At 41.8% G+C, this 18388-nt stretch carries 17 protein-coding genes; 3 read left to right on the plus strand and 14 right to left on the minus strand.

The window, feature by feature from the left end; genetic code table 11:
• Positions 1–3: 3 nt before the first annotated feature.
• The 11 genes from trpS to pilM all read right to left on the minus strand — a co-directional run bounded on the left by trpS (position 4) and on the right by pilM (position 10449).
• Positions 4–1020, minus strand: coding sequence for a tryptophan--tRNA ligase (gene trpS / locus ACXJY6_RS13440; RefSeq protein ID WP_458768635.1), 1017 nt, complete (start codon positions 1018–1020; stop codon positions 4–6).
• Between the two features lie 107 nt (positions 1021–1127).
• Positions 1128–1808, minus strand: coding sequence for a phosphoglycolate phosphatase (locus tag ACXJY6_RS13445; protein ID WP_458768636.1), 681 nt, complete (start codon positions 1806–1808; stop codon positions 1128–1130).
• A 174-nt stretch (positions 1809–1982) separates the two neighbouring features.
• Positions 1983–2657, minus strand: a complete 675-nt coding sequence (rpe, locus tag ACXJY6_RS13450) for a ribulose-phosphate 3-epimerase (protein ID WP_458768637.1) — start codon at positions 2655–2657, stop codon at positions 1983–1985.
• Positions 2658–2789: 132 nt separating this feature from the next.
• The gene (locus ACXJY6_RS13455; RefSeq protein ID WP_458768638.1) at positions 2790–3614 is read right to left on the minus strand and encodes a Dam family site-specific DNA-(adenine-N6)-methyltransferase; all 825 of its coding nucleotides are present in this window, start codon (positions 3612–3614) and stop codon (positions 2790–2792) included.
• 72 nt (positions 3615–3686) lie between these two features.
• Complete coding sequence (locus ACXJY6_RS13460) at positions 3687–5306, minus strand: AAA family ATPase (RefSeq protein ID WP_458768639.1); 1620 nt, start codon at positions 5304–5306, stop codon at positions 3687–3689.
• A gap of 73 nt (positions 5307–5379) precedes the next feature.
• Complete coding sequence (gene aroB, locus ACXJY6_RS13465) at positions 5380–6468, minus strand: 3-dehydroquinate synthase (protein WP_456051656.1); 1089 nt, start codon at positions 6466–6468, stop codon at positions 5380–5382.
• 23 nt (positions 6469–6491) lie between these two features.
• Complete coding sequence (aroK, locus tag ACXJY6_RS13470; RefSeq protein ID WP_456051655.1) at positions 6492–7010, minus strand: shikimate kinase AroK; 519 nt, start codon at positions 7008–7010, stop codon at positions 6492–6494.
• 186 nt (positions 7011–7196) lie between these two features.
• On the minus strand, positions 7197–8393 hold the full coding sequence (pilQ, locus tag ACXJY6_RS13475; protein WP_458768640.1) for a type IV pilus secretin PilQ: 1197 nt from the start codon (positions 8391–8393) through the stop codon (positions 7197–7199).
• Positions 8390–8998: a type 4a pilus biogenesis protein PilO gene (gene pilO / locus ACXJY6_RS13480; RefSeq protein WP_458768641.1), complete on the minus strand. Its 609-nt coding sequence runs from the start codon at positions 8996–8998 to the stop codon at positions 8390–8392. The genes pilQ and pilO overlap by 4 nt, the downstream gene beginning before the upstream one ends.
• Positions 8991–9548 carry a PilN domain-containing protein gene (locus tag ACXJY6_RS13485; protein ID WP_458768642.1) on the minus strand — a complete coding sequence of 186 codons (558 nt, stop codon included), beginning with the start codon at positions 9546–9548 and terminating at the stop codon, positions 8991–8993. Before ACXJY6_RS13485 ends, pilO begins: the two co-directional genes overlap by 8 nt.
• On the minus strand, positions 9538–10449 hold the full coding sequence (pilM, locus tag ACXJY6_RS13490) for a pilus assembly protein PilM (RefSeq protein ID WP_458768643.1): 912 nt from the start codon (positions 10447–10449) through the stop codon (positions 9538–9540). The genes ACXJY6_RS13485 and pilM overlap by 11 nt, the downstream gene beginning before the upstream one ends.
• A 133-nt stretch (positions 10450–10582) precedes the next feature.
• Here pilM and ACXJY6_RS13495 point away from each other — a divergent pair, with 133 nt between their 5' ends.
• The gene (locus ACXJY6_RS13495; protein WP_458768644.1) at positions 10583–13033 is read left to right on the plus strand and encodes a penicillin-binding protein 1A; all 2451 of its coding nucleotides are present in this window, start codon (positions 10583–10585) and stop codon (positions 13031–13033) included.
• Positions 13034–13165: 132 nt separating this feature from the next.
• Here the strand turns inward: ACXJY6_RS13495 and oxyR are convergent, their stop codons facing one another.
• On the minus strand, positions 13166–14062 hold the full coding sequence (oxyR, locus tag ACXJY6_RS13500) for a DNA-binding transcriptional regulator OxyR (protein ID WP_456051649.1): 897 nt from the start codon (positions 14060–14062) through the stop codon (positions 13166–13168).
• A gap of 149 nt (positions 14063–14211) precedes the next feature.
• Between oxyR and ACXJY6_RS13505 the strand changes: the two genes are divergently transcribed.
• Both ACXJY6_RS13505 and ACXJY6_RS13510 read left to right on the plus strand, forming a co-directional pair.
• The gene (locus ACXJY6_RS13505) at positions 14212–14940 is read left to right on the plus strand and encodes a glutathione peroxidase (RefSeq protein WP_458768645.1); all 729 of its coding nucleotides are present in this window, start codon (positions 14212–14214) and stop codon (positions 14938–14940) included.
• Positions 14941–15080: 140 nt separating this feature from the next.
• Positions 15081–15329, plus strand: a complete 249-nt coding sequence (locus tag ACXJY6_RS13510) for a DUF3624 domain-containing protein (RefSeq protein ID WP_456051647.1) — start codon at positions 15081–15083, stop codon at positions 15327–15329.
• 222 nt (positions 15330–15551) lie between these two features.
• Here ACXJY6_RS13510 and argH read toward each other — a convergent pair whose 3' ends face one another.
• On the minus strand, positions 15552–17426 hold the full coding sequence (gene argH / locus ACXJY6_RS13515; protein WP_456051646.1) for an argininosuccinate lyase: 1875 nt from the start codon (positions 17424–17426) through the stop codon (positions 15552–15554).
• Positions 17427–17600: 174 nt separating this feature from the next.
• Complete coding sequence (argB, locus tag ACXJY6_RS13520; protein WP_456051645.1) at positions 17601–18386, minus strand: acetylglutamate kinase; 786 nt, start codon at positions 18384–18386, stop codon at positions 17601–17603.
• Positions 18387–18388 lie beyond the last annotated feature (2 nt).

Below are 18388 nucleotides of genomic sequence, written 5' to 3' on the forward strand. Positions count from 1 at the left end.
CGTTTATGAACGAGGAATAAATCCAACTGCGTCATAAGCGCGTTTGAGCATGATACTCGCTCTTGAGGATGCTTTCTCTGCACCTTCAGACATAACATCATTTAAATAGCCACGGTCAGCTCGAATACGATGATATTCAGATTGAATTGGCTCTAACATCGAGACAATCGCCTCACCCACTTCTTTTTTGAATGGACCATACATTTCCATGTCTTTATACTTAGCCTCAATCTCTGCAAAAGAAAGTCCGGTTGCGGCTGAGTACAGTCCCATTAAGTTAGAGATCCCACCTTTCGTCTCAATATCATGAGCAATACGCGGCGGTGTTTCAGTATCGGTTTGCGCTTTATTGATCTTCTTAAGAATCGATTTCGGCTCTTCAAGCAAAGTGATGACATTTTTCCGATTATCATCCGATTTAGACATTTTCTTCGACGCATCCTGCAAGCTCATGACACGAGCATTTACCGTCGGAATATACGGTTCAGGCACAGTAAATATTGGCGATTCCGGACTGTAAATATTATTGAATCGGGTGGCAATATCGCGCGCAAGTTCAAGGTGTTGCTTTTGATCACTTCCAACGGGTACTTGATCTGCTCCATACAATAAAATATCAGCCGCCATCAACACAGGATAACTGTATAACCCGGCATTCACATCATTAGCATAACGTTGAGATTTATCTTTAAACTGAGTCATACGATTCAGTTCACCCATTTGGGTATAACAATTTAGCAACCAACTCATTTGAGCATGTTCAGGTGCATGAGACTGTACAAATAGCGTGCTCTTCTTAGGGTCAACTCCAACCGCTAAACAAATTGCTAGCGCATCTAATGTCGCTTCTCTTAGCGCCTCAGGATTTTGACGGACAGTAATCGCATGTAAATCAACAATACAATAAGAACAATCGTAATCATCTTGCATTTGTTGCCACTGACGTAGAGCACCCAAGTAATTACCGATACTTAGTTCACCTGATGGTTGAACACCACTAAATACAATGGGCTTGCTCATAACTTCGTTTTCCTTTTATGCAATATGGGTAGATATTTTTCTTTTCATCTTTTTAATGAAGTGTACTCATTGGCAAGTATAATGCTAGGGATTAAACCGCTTTTTATTCAAACAATCAGCAATTTGAGTAATTCATTTACATTGTCGGCCACATAGTCAGGGTTTGACTCCGAAATCGGCACTCCGTGATTGTAACCATAGGTCAACCCAAACGATAAGCAGCGAGCGTTTCTCGCAGCCAAAATATCATTCTTAGAATCACCAACCATTAAAAATTGTTCAGCAGTCACGGAATACTTTTCCATCAGCCAGTTAAGTGCAACTGGATCGGGTTTGCGGACAGGAAAACTGTCTCCACCGATGACTTCACAGAAGAATTCAGCAATACCATGTTGTGCCAAAATCTCCGGAACAAATTTCAGTGGTTTGTTCGTGACGACGGCCATTGAATAGCCCGCTTGAAAGAGTGCTGACAATGTCGATAACACATCTTCATATAAGTGACTCGACTTATGCCCAGTAGCAGCATAGAAATCATCAAAACGCACTCGTGCTTCTTTGAGAGTATCTGCTGAAATCATTGGATCAATTTCTAGACTACGGCTTAAACTTCGCCCAATCAGAATATCAGCGCCATTCCCAACATAGTCACGAACCTGAGTCTCAGATACTGCAGGGTAACCTAATGATTGTGCGGCTTGATCTGCTGCAATCGCAAGATCAGGCACACTATCAAGCAAAGTGCCATCAAGATCAAAAGCGATAAATTTAATGGAAGATAAAGACATTTCAAACTCTCTTATCAAAAACGTTCATCCTAGAAACGTCAAAGCTTCAACAGTGAAGCACAAAAAAATCGTCGGAGTTTGATGCTATCAGAGTGAGGCGAACGAGATCCAGAAATCAAAACGATTTTATAAAAAAAGCTCCTAAAAGGAGCTTCTAAAAACAAGAATAGTAAATTATGCGTTTACTTTAGCGAGTTCAGCACGCATGGCATCAATCACTTCTTTATAATTCGGTTGATCAAAAATGGCCGAACCAGCAACAAACATATCTGCGCCCGCTTCAGCAATTTCTCTGATATTGTCTATTTTAACTCCGCCATCAATTTCCAAACGAATATCGCGCCCCGACTGGTCAATCAAAGCACGAACTTGACGTAATTTGTCTAATGTATGAGGAATGAAAGACTGACCACCGAACCCAGGGTTTACCGACATCAACAAAATCATGTCCACTTTATCCATTAAAAACTCTAAGTGACTAAGTGGAGTCGCAGGGTTTAATACAACCCCAGCTTGGCAACCACATGACTTAATCAATTGCAAAGTGCGGTCAACATGATCAACAGCGTCAACATGAAATGTAATCATCGTCGCGCCTGCTTCAGCAAAATCAGGGATAATACGATCGACAGGGTTTACCATTAAATGGACATCAATAGGAGCGGTAATACCGTAGTCTCTGAGTGCTTTACAGATCGGCGCTCCAAAGGTCAAATTTGGAACATAGTGATTATCCATTACGTCAAAATGAATAACATCAGCCCCCGCCTTGAGAACCGCGTCAACATCATCACCTAAACGAGCCAAATCGGCGGATAAAATAGATGGAGCAATAAGAAAATCAGTCATAGTTTGCCTCTGTTAGCAGTTGTATGGCGTACGAAATTGAGCGCGATTCTACCTAACCTCTACTCGAGTTCCTAGCCACCAATGTCAATATACTCGATATCAATCGCTAAAATGTATAATTTAAACTCAGAGTCACACTCTAGAGGGTGAGAACAATGCGAGAAGCTCATCAACCTTATTGCGACCTGCTCCGTTTCGGCTAATAGTACGTTTCACTTTGACCGTATTTAACTTAGCGCCGTTATACAATCGGCGAGTCAACACCGTATCGTGATTGGAAATAAGAACCGGAATACGTCTATCTTGCGCGGCGGTCTCAGCGACAATGGCTAACCCAGCTTGATCATCTAAAGAAAAGCCTGCACCAGCATAAGAAGTAAAGTTTGCAGTATTAGAAAGCGGTGCATAAGGAGGATCGCAATACACAACACTATCATCTGGAGCCCGCTCAAACGTCTGTTTGTATTCAGCACAGATAAAGGTCGCTTTGGCCGATTTTTGAGAGAAAAATTCGAGTTCTGCTTCAGGAAAATAAGGTTTTTTATACGACCCAAATGGAACGTTGAAACCGCCTTTCTTGTTATATCGGCACAAACCATTAAAGCCAAAACGATTCATATAAAGAAACGCGAGCGAGCGATATAGAATATCGTCGGTTTGATTAAAATCTTGCCTAACCGCTAAATACGCTTCTTTACGATTGTTTTCAGGAGTGAACCAGCGCCGAGCTTCATTAATGTAAAGATCGGGCTTCTCCTTGAGAAGGTTATAGAGGTTAATTAGGTCCGGATTAATATCGGCCAACAAGTAGCGATCATAGTCAGTATTAAGAAATACAGAACCGGCACCGACAAAGGGTTCAACCAATGTTGTTGCTTCTGGTAAATAGCGTTGAATATCGCCAACCAATCCGTATTTTCCACCAGCCCATTTGAGAAAGGCGCGCTGTTTTTTCATTGACTACTTGCTCTACTACCTACTTCAATCCAAGGCTGCGGAATGTAACATATTTTTTAAGACAGCTCAGGCTTATTTGCCCGCTTCGATGTCACGATGAACCTGACTTATTGATTTTGCCCAAGGATTTAGTGCCTTGATCGAGTCCGGTAATGTTTCAATGGCATCTCGGGTGAGTTGCAATGTCGAGAAATTATCGTAAACCATAATGTACCAAGTCACGCCGTTTCGAATCGTCGTGTAAGCGTAAAGTTTATCGCCCAATTGACTCTCGTTGATAAAGCGCCCAACATCACGTTGACGATTAAACGCAGCTAACTGCAAAGTATAACTACTTTCGGATAGTGATAATAACTGACTTTCATGATAATTCGCGGCGGCAAGTGCTTCAGCATCCACTGGAACAATATTCGTTATGGCCTGAGCATTTTCATCTTGTTCGGAGATCTCTTCTGCAACACTGATAATTGAATTTTCATCACCTAATGTCGATTCAGGTATACTGGTTACAGCTTGTTTGAGTTGCTCAACTTGCTCTGCAGTTGCTTCACCACTAGCGATCAATTCACTGACTTCAGCAGAGTCTACATTGATAACGTCTTCATCAGGTTTCCCAGTCGTCAATTCCGAGTCGATGACAACCTCATCAAGAATTTGAGAATTTTCAGATGAGCCATCTAACAATGCATCGACCACGTCCGAGGTGATAACCACTCGTTGATTTTCTGTCGTCTCGTCAAATCCGACGTTACTCGTATTCTCAGCAATAACGGGAGGGAGGGAGTTAGAATCATCTTTAGAATCAATTTCCGTTAACGTTGGAATAATGGTTTGCTCGGTAGACCTTATTCTATCTGAAGCTTCAATATCGGTAACTTGCTGTCCCTTGTGGTCACTATTAGGCATCACAGTCCGATTTAATAACCACCAATATCCACCGCCGATAGCCAATGCCAATAACACTACAACAATCGCAATATTAATTGGTGACCCGACGATAGAGCGAATAATGATTCGCTTTTCCATTTTTTGTTCTCCCAACGCCATTATTTCACCCGGAGTTTTCCTAGCCTTACTATATGCGAATCGAACCCTACGCTCCATATCATCGTCAACAAATCTCATAACAGAGAACTCAAAAAAACGATCGGCATCTTCTTGCGGTAAAACATCGATTTCCAGATCAACTGGCTTTTGTTCTTGCCCATGACTGATTCGATTCAATAAGCGGTCAAGCAAATTTGGACGAGAAAATAACACGACACTGATCGACCAGTTCGATCTCAATTGAGCCGTTTGAACCAAAGACCAGAGTTCGGTAAGCATGATTTCCGACAACTGCTGTGCATCATCGACGACAATGACAATATTACAGTTGTCTCCTTCCATGATCTCACAAAAGCTATCAACTAAGTCGGCATTTTCATCAAATTCGACTTCCCGTCGAAGTTGGCTAAGGATAGTTTGCCTGCGTTGAGCATCAGATTGATTACGGAAACAGAGGAGTAAAGATTGATTTTTATCAGCAGCCCAGACTTCGAGGTAACGCTGAGCAAGCCAAGTTTTACCAGAACCGGCTTCGCCAGAAACATGAATAAAGTTAGAACCAAAATTAGTGAGTAAACCTAACCTTTCAAGTAACGCTGCTTGCGATGAAAGCTCAAGAACTCTATGGCCACCTGCTAAACTCATACTCTAACCCTTAGATAAATCCAGCTATAAGCTTCTCATATATATGAGAAGCTTACCGATTTGACGAGTAATGTTAAAGAGTTCGACAGAACTCAATAGCTTGTTCGATAATATTTTCTGGGGTATCACTTCTAACTTCTGATTGACCAATGCCTGTTGGTAACACAAGGCGTAATTGGCCAGAAAGCACTTTTTTGTCTCGCATCATGTGCTTGATAAAGTCATCATAAGACATGCTCTCAGGTGTATTAACCGGAAGTTTAGCTTTTTTCAATAGAGTAATAATGCGCTCGAGTTCACGCTCTGAAATTAACCCTTGTAACAGACTCGTTTTGGCAGCCATGACCATGCCAGCGGACACCGCTTCACCATGGAGCCAATTACCGTATCCTAGCTCAGCTTCAATCGCATGACCAAAAGTATGGCCTAAATTTAGCAGTGCACGGATACCTGACTCTTTTTCATCTTGAGCAACCACTTCAGCTTTGATTGAACAGCAACGTGCAATCGCATAGCTCAATGCCTGTTGATCTAAGGAATAGAGTGACTCCATATTCTGCTCAAGCCACGAAAAGAGCTCTGCATCGTATATAATGCCGTATTTAATGACTTCTGCCATTCCAGAAGCAAACTCTCGATCCGACAAAGTGGATAGGCAAGAAGTATCAATAATGACAGATTGAGGCTGATAAAATGCACCAATCATATTCTTGCCAAGTGGGTGATTAACCGCCGTTTTACCACCTACCGATGAATCAACTTGAGAAAGCAAGGTCGTTGGAATCTGAACAAAGTCAACACCGCGTTGATAACACGCCGCTGCAAACCCGACCAAATCACCGATGACACCACCACCGAGAGCAATCAATACCACATCACGGCTGTAGTTATTCTCGATAAGAAACGACATCACCGTATTAAAGGTATCTAAATTCTTGTACTTTTCCCCATCAGGTAATTTTAGTAGCTCTGATTGACACCCATGCTTAGTGACAAGTTCTGTAATTCGCTCAGCATACAGGGGAGCTACTGTCGTATTAGTGACAATAACGACTTTTTGTTTTGGGGAAAGAAAAGAAATTAGCGCCGGATCGTTAAATAATCCGGCTCCAATTGAGATTGGGTAACTACGTTCATCTAGGCTGACCGTAATTCGCTCCATGAGACACTCCAATATCTAGAATATTATTGTTCTTCCAACATTTTTACGATTTCGTTCGCGACAACTTTGGCGCTTTGTTCGTCTGTCTTCACAACAATATCAGCGATCTCTTCGTAAAGAGGATTTCGTTCTTTAGCTAAATCTTCAAGAATTTGACGTGGATCTTCTGTTTGCAACAGTGGGCGCTTTTTATCGCGATTAGTACGCGCAAGCTGTTTCTCAATCGTTGTTTCAAGATAAACAACAACACCACGAGCAGACAAATGATTACGGTTACTCTTGCTTTTAACCGACCCTCCTCCAGTTGCAAGGACAATCCCTTGCTCTTGAGTTAAGTCGTTGAGCACAGATTCTTCACGTTTACGGAAGCCGTCTTCACCTTCAACATCAAATACCCAAGCGATATCAGCTCCGGTTCGTTCTTCAATAACAGTATCTGAGTCAACAAACTCCATGTGAAGTTGTTGAGCAAGATATCTACCTATTGTACTTTTGCCAGCACCCATCGGGCCAACAAGAAAAATATTACGTTTTTCAGCCATGTTTAGCAGTAATTTATAATGTTAATTCAATGACATTGCCACAAGAACACTATCTTATTTAATTAAAAAAGTAGGCTCGTGACACCAATTCCTCACAGATAATTCGTGATAAGACCCGAAATTATCTAGATCTGAGTGGATGAATGCAACTTTATTTTTTCAACCAAGCAAAAATTTACACCTAACTCATTGAATTAAAAGAGTTGGAGTGACAAATATTAATAATTCACTTTTTGTCATTTGCTGATAATCTCGCCTAAATAGTTTCCCTAATATCGGCAAGTCTCCCAACACAGGTACTTTATCACTACTATCACTGGTGCTTTGTTGCTTAACACCACCCAATACTATTGTTTCACCATCTCGGACTTTTACTTGTGTCGCCATGCGTTGAGTTGTAATTGCGACGGCTTCACCTGTTCCCGTTTTCACGACTTCTCCAGGTTGATCCTGGGTCACAGTGAGATCCAAGATAAATTGGTCATTTTCACTTAAGTAAGGTGTAACCTCCAAGCTTAATACCGCTTTTTTAAATTCAATACTCGATTCACCGTCAGAGCTCGACTCCTGATAGGGTATTTCGGTACCTTGTTCAATGTAAGCTGTTCGGCGATTGGTGGTGATCAACCTTGGGCTAGAAATAACTTCCGCTTTAGATTCGCTTTGCAGCGCAGATAATTCAAGGTCAAGCAAAGTTCCTGAACCTAAAGTTGCCAACTGAAAAGCTAACGATGACGCACTACTTGACGTAGCAGGGAGGTTAATCGCCAATTGTTGGTCGATTCTATCAGAACTGACACTTTCATCACTGCTACCGTTAATCGAGCCTCCCAATGGAAGGGTTGTCCCTTGCTGAAGAATTCCCCATCTGACTCCGATTTCATCCAAAGTTCCTTCACTCATCACAACAATTCTAGCCTCTATTTCAACTTGCTGAACAGGAACATCAAGTTGACTGACTAAGTCCCGTACCTTTTGGATCACCGATGGAGTGTCCATAATGATTAAGCTGTTACTTCTTACATCGGTAGAAATACTGCCCAAAGGAGAGAGCAGCCCTCCACGGCTAGTGGAATCAAATACTTTAACCAACTCATCACAATTCGCATTTACCAAAGGGATAACAGAAAACTCAATTGACTCAGAAAGCTCTGACAATACATCATTCTTAATTAGCTTATGCTTTCTCTTATTCTCTGTTTTCTTAAGTATCTTAGGTTCGATAGTGGGCATAACGGCAAACGGGTTGCTATTGCTCTGTTCCGATGCAAAAGACAGATTTGAAACCATAAGTAATATCGCAACACTCACCCAGAAGGTACTAGAAGTATATATTTGACGACGAGTTCGACCATTCACTTCCATTGAACTTTTTCCTATCATTTCATAGCCTCTATTTTGCGCTCAAGTTTGAAATAGCTCGCTTGAATATCAACATAAATATCGTCACTTTCTTCATTTATTCGTTGCCAATCTGCTCGCGAAATAACAATGATTGGTGGAGTAGAAAATGCCAAAAACAACTGTGTTAACGATGAGTATTGACCACGTACTTTTAATACAAATGGAAACTCTGAGTAACCAACAAATTGAACCTCTTCACGCCACTCTATTTGCTCAATATCGATACCTATTTTCTGGGCCAAATCAGAAATGATGCCCAACATATTTGTAGAATGGTCGACATCATCGAACTGGTTAAAATGAACCTCATATAAAATACGTTCTTGCTCCCATACTTCCATGAGCTCTTCTTGCTGTTTTACTTTCTGCTGGGCAGCACTACGCGTAAACTCAAGTTGTTGTCCTTTTTGAATAATGTGATCGATTTCGTTTTGTTTAGCGGGCCAAAGCATCAATTCAAGCAAAAAATAGAGTGCGAGAGTGATCAAAAAAGGCAGGGTAAGAGCAACAAGATATCGCATAGAAAACCCATAATGCCGATCACTAGAACGAACATTGTTGCGTGTTATCATCCAATTACTCATCGAGAATCCCATAAAACTCAACATTCATCTCAAAAGGATAAAAAGGGCGCTGCCAGCGCTGTAACACTGCGTCTACTTTCAAGCGATCAATACGAGCAGTTTCCATACGCCGTTCCAATGCTTTAGCAAATTGAGTAACGTTGCCGTCATGCTCAACCAAACCTGAAATAACTAATTTGTTCCCCGCCACCATTAATCGGTCGAGATAGGTATTGCTTGGCAATATTTCCTCAATCAATTTCATCACGTTATACGGATGCTTACTTTCTGATATCCAAGTATTTAATTTCTGATTCTCTTGACGAAGTTCTTCATACTCCAACTCTTGTTTTTGTAGTGCCTGATAGCGCTTACTCACCATATCCTGAGCAAAAACCCGCTGCTGATGCTGTTGTTGCGCGTGTGCTAATCCGACTTGATAGCCTTGGTATCGATGCCACTCAATGACTCCAAGGCCCAAAAAACACACGATACTCATTCCAATCCATAACTGATGAACTGCACGCCGCTTAGCTGTGCGCCAATCAAGAAAATTAATGTTATGAAGCATAACGTTGCTCCATTGAAGTAATTCCTCGAAGTGCAATACCACAGGCTTTTTCTGCAAACTCTAAGCTTTTGGATACCAGTGATCTTTTTTCTAAAAAATGTAAATCCAGTGGATAATACCCAAAATAACCATTTGATTTAGTGACTATATTAGTAATTAGATCATCATGTTCTTTTCCCTTAACAAACCATATTTCATTAAAAATCTTCGTCTCATTTTCAACACGTAACAGTTCCAGTTGTTGTTCTATTTGAGCACTTATTGAACAAGAACTGAGCTCTACTAAATCAAGAGGAATATGGCGATAGAAAATGGATTCGTTCGTTAATGCACCAAAAGTCAAAGATTGCTCTTTTAATTCAATGAGTACTGGACAGAGTTGAGGGTTGTTTGCTTTCGCAACCAGCAGAAGTTGCAAAAATACTTGTCGCTCGGTATCAATCAAAATTGGACGCATACCAATCTGCTTCGCAAGTTTTACTCTCTGCTGAACTGCGCGTTTTCTCGCAGCATAAACCTCTATTGCGTTAGGGTGTGGCACATAATCAAAGCAAAGTTCATCCCCTTTTATTGGTGAAGTGGATAAAAATTGATGCATAGCCGTTAACCTCTGTTGCTCCAAGGGTAATCGAGTATCTACTGTGATCATCTTATTCATCACCATGACATCTGGTATCGAAAACGCGACTCGATGTTGAAACAGAGGTTGCATATTTCGCACTTTCACTAGTTTCTTAACACTATCTTGATAAACTGAAGCCTTATTTTCAGCGAAAATATCACCACTAAGTTCAATGTGCTCTACTCCGAGTAATTTCGGTTTATGTAGACCCATTTCAACAATGGCTGCGGTTATATATTGGGTACCGATATCAATACCTGTCACGATTGTGTTTGCCATGTAAACTCCATTAAAAACGGATCTGTAAAAAGTTTCGTTTGGTAGTACAATAAACCACCTTTTAAGAGCTAGAGTTTTAGCGAAAAGCGGATGAGATTGCATCTGTGCAATCCGACGAAACAGGGATTATCCGGTGAAGTTCATAAAGTATTTGTTCATATTTACACTGATTTGCATTGTGCTGGGAGTCGCTACGATTTTTGGCTTTTATCGTCACGTAGAAGCGGATTTACCCGATGTAGCGGAATTGCAAGAAGTTCAATTACAAACACCAATGCAGGTACTTAGCCAAGATGGGAAGTTAATTGCACAATTTGGAGAGAAACGTCGTCTTCCGATGCGTCTCGATCAAATGCCCCCAATGTTGGTTAACGCGTTTATCGCCACCGAAGATTCTCGATTTTATAGTCACTTTGGGTTTGACCCTATAGGGATAACTCGAGCAGCTTATGCGGTATTCCAATCTGGGACCGCCAGTCAAGGGGCAAGTACGATAACCCAACAGTTAGCTCGAAATTTCTTCCTCTCTAATGAAAAGAAAATCATGCGCAAGATAAAAGAAATTTTTATCGCTGTTCATATTGAAATGCAATTAAGCAAAGAAGAAATTCTAGAACTTTATCTCAATAAAATTTATCTCGGTTATCGTTCGTATGGGGTTGGTGCTGCAGCTCGTTCGTATTTTGGTAAAGAGCTCGACCAACTCACGTTAAGTGAAATGGCAATGATCGCTGGCTTACCTAAGGCACCGTCCACACTTAACCCTATCTATTCGTTGGAAAGAGCTACACAACGCCGCAACATCGTATTAGCTCGTATGTTAGATGAAGGCTATATCTCTCAACAACAATACGATCAAGCTCGTAGTGAAACACTCATCGGGAAATACCATGGTGCAGAAATAGAGGTCAATGCACCTTATATTGCTGAAATTGCTCGCGCTTGGATGGTAGAACGCTACGGTGAGGAAGCTTATACATCTGGAATGCGAGTCATAACAACCATACGATCTGATCTACAAGAAGCCGCTGATAAAGCCGCTCTTAATAACTTGTTTAATTATGATGTTCGCCATGGTTACCGTGGAGCAGAACAAGTCGTTTGGCAATCAGGTGAAACTGCATTCTCATCCCAACAAATAGAAAAGCACCTTAAAAATCAACCGACTTATGGTGCTCTAATCCCCGCTATCGTTACCCAAGTAAATGCAAAAAGTGCTGATATTTGGTTAAAAGATATTGGCCAAAAAACCTTAGATTGGGATGGCATGAAGTGGGCTCGTCGTTATAACACCGATAGACATCAAGGTGCCGCTCCACGCAAAGCTGGAGATATTCTTGCCGCTGGTGAACAAGTCTGGGTACGATTAAAAGAATCAAATGACGCATCGAGTGACGCGAATAAAGAACATTGGATGTTGAGCCAAGTGCCTCTTGCTAACACTGCTTTTGTTGCAATGAACCCAGACCGTGGTGCCGTACTTTCTTTAATTGGCGGCTTTAACTTTACTCACAGTAAATTTAACCGTGCGACTCAATCGGTTCGCCAAGTTGGGTCTGGTATCAAACCATTTATTTACGCTGCGGCGCTAGATAAAGGACTGACTCTAGCCACTTTAGTGAATGATGCACCCATTAATCATTGGGACGAAAGTATCGGTACGGCTTGGAGACCGAAAAACTCCCCACCAACCTATTATGGTCCAACTCGACTTCGAATTGGATTGGCTCAATCGAAAAACGTTATGGCTGTTAGAGTATTGCGTGAGGTTGGAGTAGAAAATGCGAGAAACTACCTGTCTCGCTTTGGCTTTGATTTAAGCAAGCTACCAAGTTCTGAGACGTTAGCACTTGGAGCAGGAAGTTTAACTCCGGTGAAACTGGCTCAAGGTTATTCTGTTTTTGCTAACGGCGGTCATTACGTCGAACCTTACTATATTGAGCGAATTGAAGACCCATATGGAGAAGAAGTCTATAAAGCGACGCCAAAGATTGTTTGTCACTCACAATGTTCAGAAAGTGATAATGAATTAATCGCACCGCAAGTTATCACTCAACAAAATGCTTTTCTTGTACGAGAAATGCTTTATGCCAATGTTTGGGGCGGTCGTGGTTGGCGCGGAACCGGTTGGCGAGCTCAAAGCCTAAAACGCCACGATGTAGGAGGCAAAACAGGAACCACCAATGATTCTAAAGATGCATGGTACAACGGGTTTGGTCCAGGAATTGTTGCCACTTCTTGGGTAGGGTTTGATACTCACGATCGTGATTTAGGCCGTACGTCACGTAATGATAACTTAGGAAAAGATCAATCACCGGGTGGAGAATCTGGCGGTAAAACAGCACAACCAGCATGGGTTGAGTTTATGCATACCGCTCTAAAGAATACAAAAGAGCAGTCAATAAAAGCCCCGGCCGACATCGTTCAATTACGTATCGATCGGGAATCCGGCCTACTAACGGAAGAAAATGACTCTAGTACCATGCTTGAATATTTCCGCCAAGGCACAGAACCAACTACGTTCGTACCAACCGAAGCCGATAATATATACACCAGCACAGATGGCAGCGAAGAGCTTTTCTAGACTTATGACTTAATTTAATTCTAGTTAACTAAAAAGATACACAAATAAAAATGGGAAAGCTTCGTGCTTTCCCGTTTTCTATTCGGAGCTTATGATGTGAGTGACTCAAAAAACACGAGCAATAGTGAATAGTTATATGCTGTATTCTTTTAGTTTTTCAGCCATGGACGCTGCAAGTTTTTCAAAACGTTGTCGTAACGGCGAGCCTGGACGATAAGCTAATACCAACTGACGTGAAGGCACTGGATTAAATGCGGGCACGTAGCACACTCCATCTTTTTCGCGACAATCTGGTAATGAAAGCTGAGGTAACAAGGTAATCCCAGCACCCGCGGCAACCATGTTGCGTAATGTTTCTAAACTCGTCGCCTTAAAGCGTTCATCATCTTTTGCACCAGCGGCAAAACAATACCCTAAAGCTTGATCACGCAAACAATGTCCATCCCCCAAGGAAAGGACTGTTCGTCCATTCAATTGCTCTAAATCGACTTTATCCAGTTCACTCCATTCATGATCAATAGGAACGGCGATACTTAATGGTTCGTTGAATATCTCTATCTCTTTAAAAGGCTCTGTCTCTTCTACGGCCGCAAGCACTAAGCAATCAAGCTTGCCTTCTTCTAACTGATGAACCAATTGTGCCGTTTGAGCCTCATGCAAATAGAGCTCTAATTCCGGAAAATCTCGTTTCAGATTTGGTACGATTTTCGGCAGTAAATAAGGGCCAACTGTCGGAATAAAACCAATATGTATCGGCCCAGTCATCCCGCCACTTTGTCCACTCGCCATATCTTTAAAGGTCTTTACTTCTTTTAAGATTTTCTTCGCTTGGTCGACTAACTGTAACCCAGAATCCGTAAATAACACGCGCCGACTACTACGCTCTAGCAACACAGTTCCGAGTTCATCTTCAAGCTTACGAATCTGTCCACTTAACGTCGGCTGACTAACAAAACAGGCTTCCGCAGCTTTACGGAAATGGTTGTGCTCTGCCAATGCAATTAAATATTCAAAATCTCGGATATTCATTAAACCACCTAATAGATTAGAACTATCAAAACCATAGCATCAAACGATTAGATCTATCAAAATATTTTTTCAATAATAGTTACATCAAAGTGAGCCGATTAGCGGTAAGCTTTCCAAGCTTATATCTAATTAATTAAAGGAAAAAAGCTATGTTTACATCAAAAGAAGGACAAGCTGTACCTCAAGTCACATTCCCTACACGTCAAGGTGATCAGTGGGTTAACGTAACAACTGATGAGCTATTTAGTGGGAAGACTGTCATCGTATTTAGTTTACCAGGTGCATTCACTCCAACTTGTTCATCAAGTCACTTACCTCGCTATAACGAGCTCTACTCAGTATTTAAAGACAATGGCGTAGATTCTATCGTTTGTGTTTCTGTAAACGATACATTTGTAATGAATGCTTGGAAACAAGACCAAGAAGCAAACAACATCACATTTATCCCTGATGGCAATGGTGAGTTTACCGATGGCATGGGAATGCTGGTAGAGAAAAACGAAATTGGGTTTGGTAAACGCTCATGGCGCTACAGCATGCTAGTAAAAGATGGTGTAGTAGAAAAAATGTTTATAGAGCCAAACAAGCCTGGTGACCCGTTTGAAGTTTCTGATGCTGATACCATACTGAAATACCTAGCTCCAGGACATAAAGTACAAGAGTCAGTGACCGTTTTCTCTAAACCAGGGTGCCCTTTCTGCGTAAAAGCAAAACAGCTACTCATCGATAAAGGCTTGGATTATGAAGAAGTCGTACTAGGTAAAGATGCGACGACCGTCAGCTTACGTGCTATTACTGGTAGAACAACGGTTCCGCAAGTATTTATTGGCGGCAAACATATTGGCGGCAGCGAAGAATTAGAAACCTATTTAGGTTAAAGAGACTCCCCCGTCTCTGATTGATAATGTTCCATTGACCTGCCCAGTTCGAGTTTTTCGTTCTGGGTCTTTTTTTATTGATCCTCCCAATACACTAACGTAGGCTTGATGCACCCTTGTAATCAAAACTGCAGACGCTCATGGCATGTAACAGTTGCGACAAAAATTGGTTCTTCAAAAAAATAGGCCGCTGTAACCGCTGTATTAAACAACTTACTGTATTGTGCCTAATCACTTGGGTATTTTGGTTTGTGTGGGGAACTCACAATAGCCGACAGGTCGAAACCATCGCGGTGCTCATTTTTGGTCTAGGATTTCACCTATTACTCATTGCTCATCTAGGAATGAAGCTCTTGCTTCTAAATAGAAGTGATAAACATAGGCTGTAAGATTGGATAGTAAATCAAAAGAAATGGCGAAAACTTTAGTATAACTTTAATAAAGAAAAGCCCCGAGATCCAAATAGTGGTTTCGGGGCTTCTTAGAAGTATCTAAGAAAAAGCAGTGGTACAAATATAGACTCTGCCTTTTCTTTTTAGTTCCCAACAATTAATGATCTTTATGATCATTTGAATCAACATAGCTGGTAACTATTAATTTTCAATCAGTTGCTAAACCGCATCTGTCTTAAAAATTGCATCACCAGGAAGGTTAACCTCCAGAGCAACTTCATCACATGCATGGCGACGAGGGCATTGATCGCAATCTTTAAGTACTTTTTCAGGCAGCAAGGTTTTCGATGTTGGAATAAAGTCTAGCTTCATAAAGAACTCAGGCGTTCTCGTTAAAACAAACACTTTCTTAATCGCCATTTGACGCGCTTTTTTAACCAAATAGTTAACTATGGCTTTGCCTTGACCTTGGTTCTGCCAACCCGCTTCAACACCTAGAGAACGAATTTCAGCAAGCCCTGAGTCATACACATATAATGACGCACAACCGGTCACTTCACCATGATGTTCAACTACTGCAAACGAGCCGATATCACGGACTAACTCATTACGCGAACGAGGAAGGTTCTCCCCCATATTGGCCCAGTATGTCACCATACCTTCTAGCGCTTCGATATCCGTTAGACGAGCAGGGCGAACTTTAACTGCATTCAGATCGTGTTTACCCATACGAAGTTGTGCTTGCTCTACCGCATATGCGACTTGAACAGGTGAAACGCCTCCCAATGCGCTGCGCTTCTCTAAGCACGAATCAATGGTTAGAATTTTGTACACATCTTCTTCAATAATTTCTGAAAACTCTTTTAACTCCTCGATAGAGAGCTCTTCTAACGCGACACCTTTTGAGATAGCACCAACAACAGCAACCCCAACAATATGGTGAGCTTCACGGAAAGGAATACCTTTTGCAACCAAGTAGTCTGCAAGCTCAGTAGAGTTTGCATAACCCTGTTTTGCGGCTTCTAAAGTACGCTCACCGTTAACTTTTATTCCTTCGAAACAGAGTGCAGCCATTTCAAGACAATCGTTCCAAGTGTCATACGCATCAAACAAGCCTTCTTTGTCTTCTTGCATATCTTTGTTGTAAGCAAGAGGCAAAGCTTTTACCGTCATCATCATTGCTGTCAGGGAGCCATATACACGACCAGTCTTACCACGAATAAGCTCTAACGCATCTGGGTTTTTCTTTTGTGGCATCAAGGAGGAGCCCGACGTCACGGTATCAGCCAATTCGATAAAGTTCGATTCACCTGAGTTGTAGAAAATCATATCTTCAGCAAGACGAGAAAGGTGCAGCATAGATACTGTTGCCACTGACATAAGTTCCATCACATGATCGCGATCGGAAACAGAATCAAGAGAGTTACGAGTCGCACGACGGAAACCGAGATTATGTGCAAGCTTCTCTCGATCAATCGGGTACGCTGTTCCCGCTAGAGCACCAGATCCCAGTGGACAAGTATCCAAACGGGCAATTGCATCTTTCAAACGAGAATAGTCACGCTCAAACATTTCCACGTAAGCTAAACACCAATGGGCAAAGGTGACAGGTTGAGCACGTTGTAAGTGGGTATAACCAGGTAATACTGTTCCCTGATGTTCGCGAGCAACCGAGACCAATTGACGCTGGAGTAAATCAAGAGCAATAAGAAGTTGCTGACCTTGTTGGCGACACCACAATTTTAAATCCGTCGCAACTTGATCATTTCGAGAACGGCCAGTATGAAGCTTCTTACCCAAATCACCAACACGGTTGATCAACTGTTGCTCAACCCATGAGTGAATATCTTCAGCATCAGAACGTAAAATCTGCTCAGGATCTTCCATCACAGTTAGCTTTAATTCATTAAGTGCAAGCTCTAGTTTTTGCTGCTCTTCTTCACTCAATACATTGACTGATAGTAGTGCTTTCGACCAAGCGATTGAGCCCACAATATCTTGTTCAGCCAATCGGTAGTCAAAACGCAGAGAATCGTTAAAATCTTTAAAACGGGTATCTGCTGCTTGGGTAAATCTACCACCCCATAATGCCATTGCGTGTCTCCTGATACTGAAAAGGGACCTAGATTTCGCTTCTAGGTCCTCGCATTGCTTCTATGCTGGATTATATGTTAATTATTATTTATATGCAGCGTCTATCCACTGCTTACTGCCATGCTTTAACTCAAACACCTTAGTTCGACAGTTAAATGACTAAAGTAAGTTATCTTAAGCTTTGGGTAAAAAGCGCGTACCAATACTATTACCAGCAAAGACGTCTGACAATAGCTCAGGTTGACGCCAACCTGCAACTTCAATTGCTCGGCCCAAATCGTTTGCCGCTTCTAAAGCCGCTCTCACTTTTACAATCATACCATCGGTAATCACTTCATCTTTGATTAATTGCTCTGCACTCGCTTGATCTAATGAAGGAATCAGTTGTTTATCCGCATCAAGAACACCACTAACATCAGAAAGTAACACCAGCTCGGCATCCAAGGTTTTGGCAACCGCGACCGCTGCATCATCCGCATTTACATTCATCAATTGACCATTATTTGTCAGGCCAATAGAGCTGATGATTGGCACACCACCAGCAGTAAGAATCGCATTCACAACCGTTGCATCACCAGCACTAGCACGCCCTACAGCCCCAAGCTCAGGATCCAATTCCTCAACCTGACACAGCCCAGCATCACCCAAACATAACCCAATTGCATTTAAGCCGTTTTTTAGGGCTTCACCTTGAAGCAACTTATTCGCCGTTCCAGCTAATGCCCCTGTAATATAAGGAATTTGGTCATAAGGCGTCACTCGTAAGCCGTTCTTCTTAACTGTTTCAAATTGCAACTTGCTCATGAGTTCATCAACAAGAAAACCACCACCATGTACAATCACAATAGGGCGTTGGTTTTGATATTGTGCGACGGTCGCAAATAACGTAGACAAAACAGCTTCACTAGACAGAACTGCCCCACCCAGTTTAACGACAACAGGAGTTTGGTTGTTATTCATAT

It is taken from the genome of Vibrio phycocola, assembly GCF_054404255.1.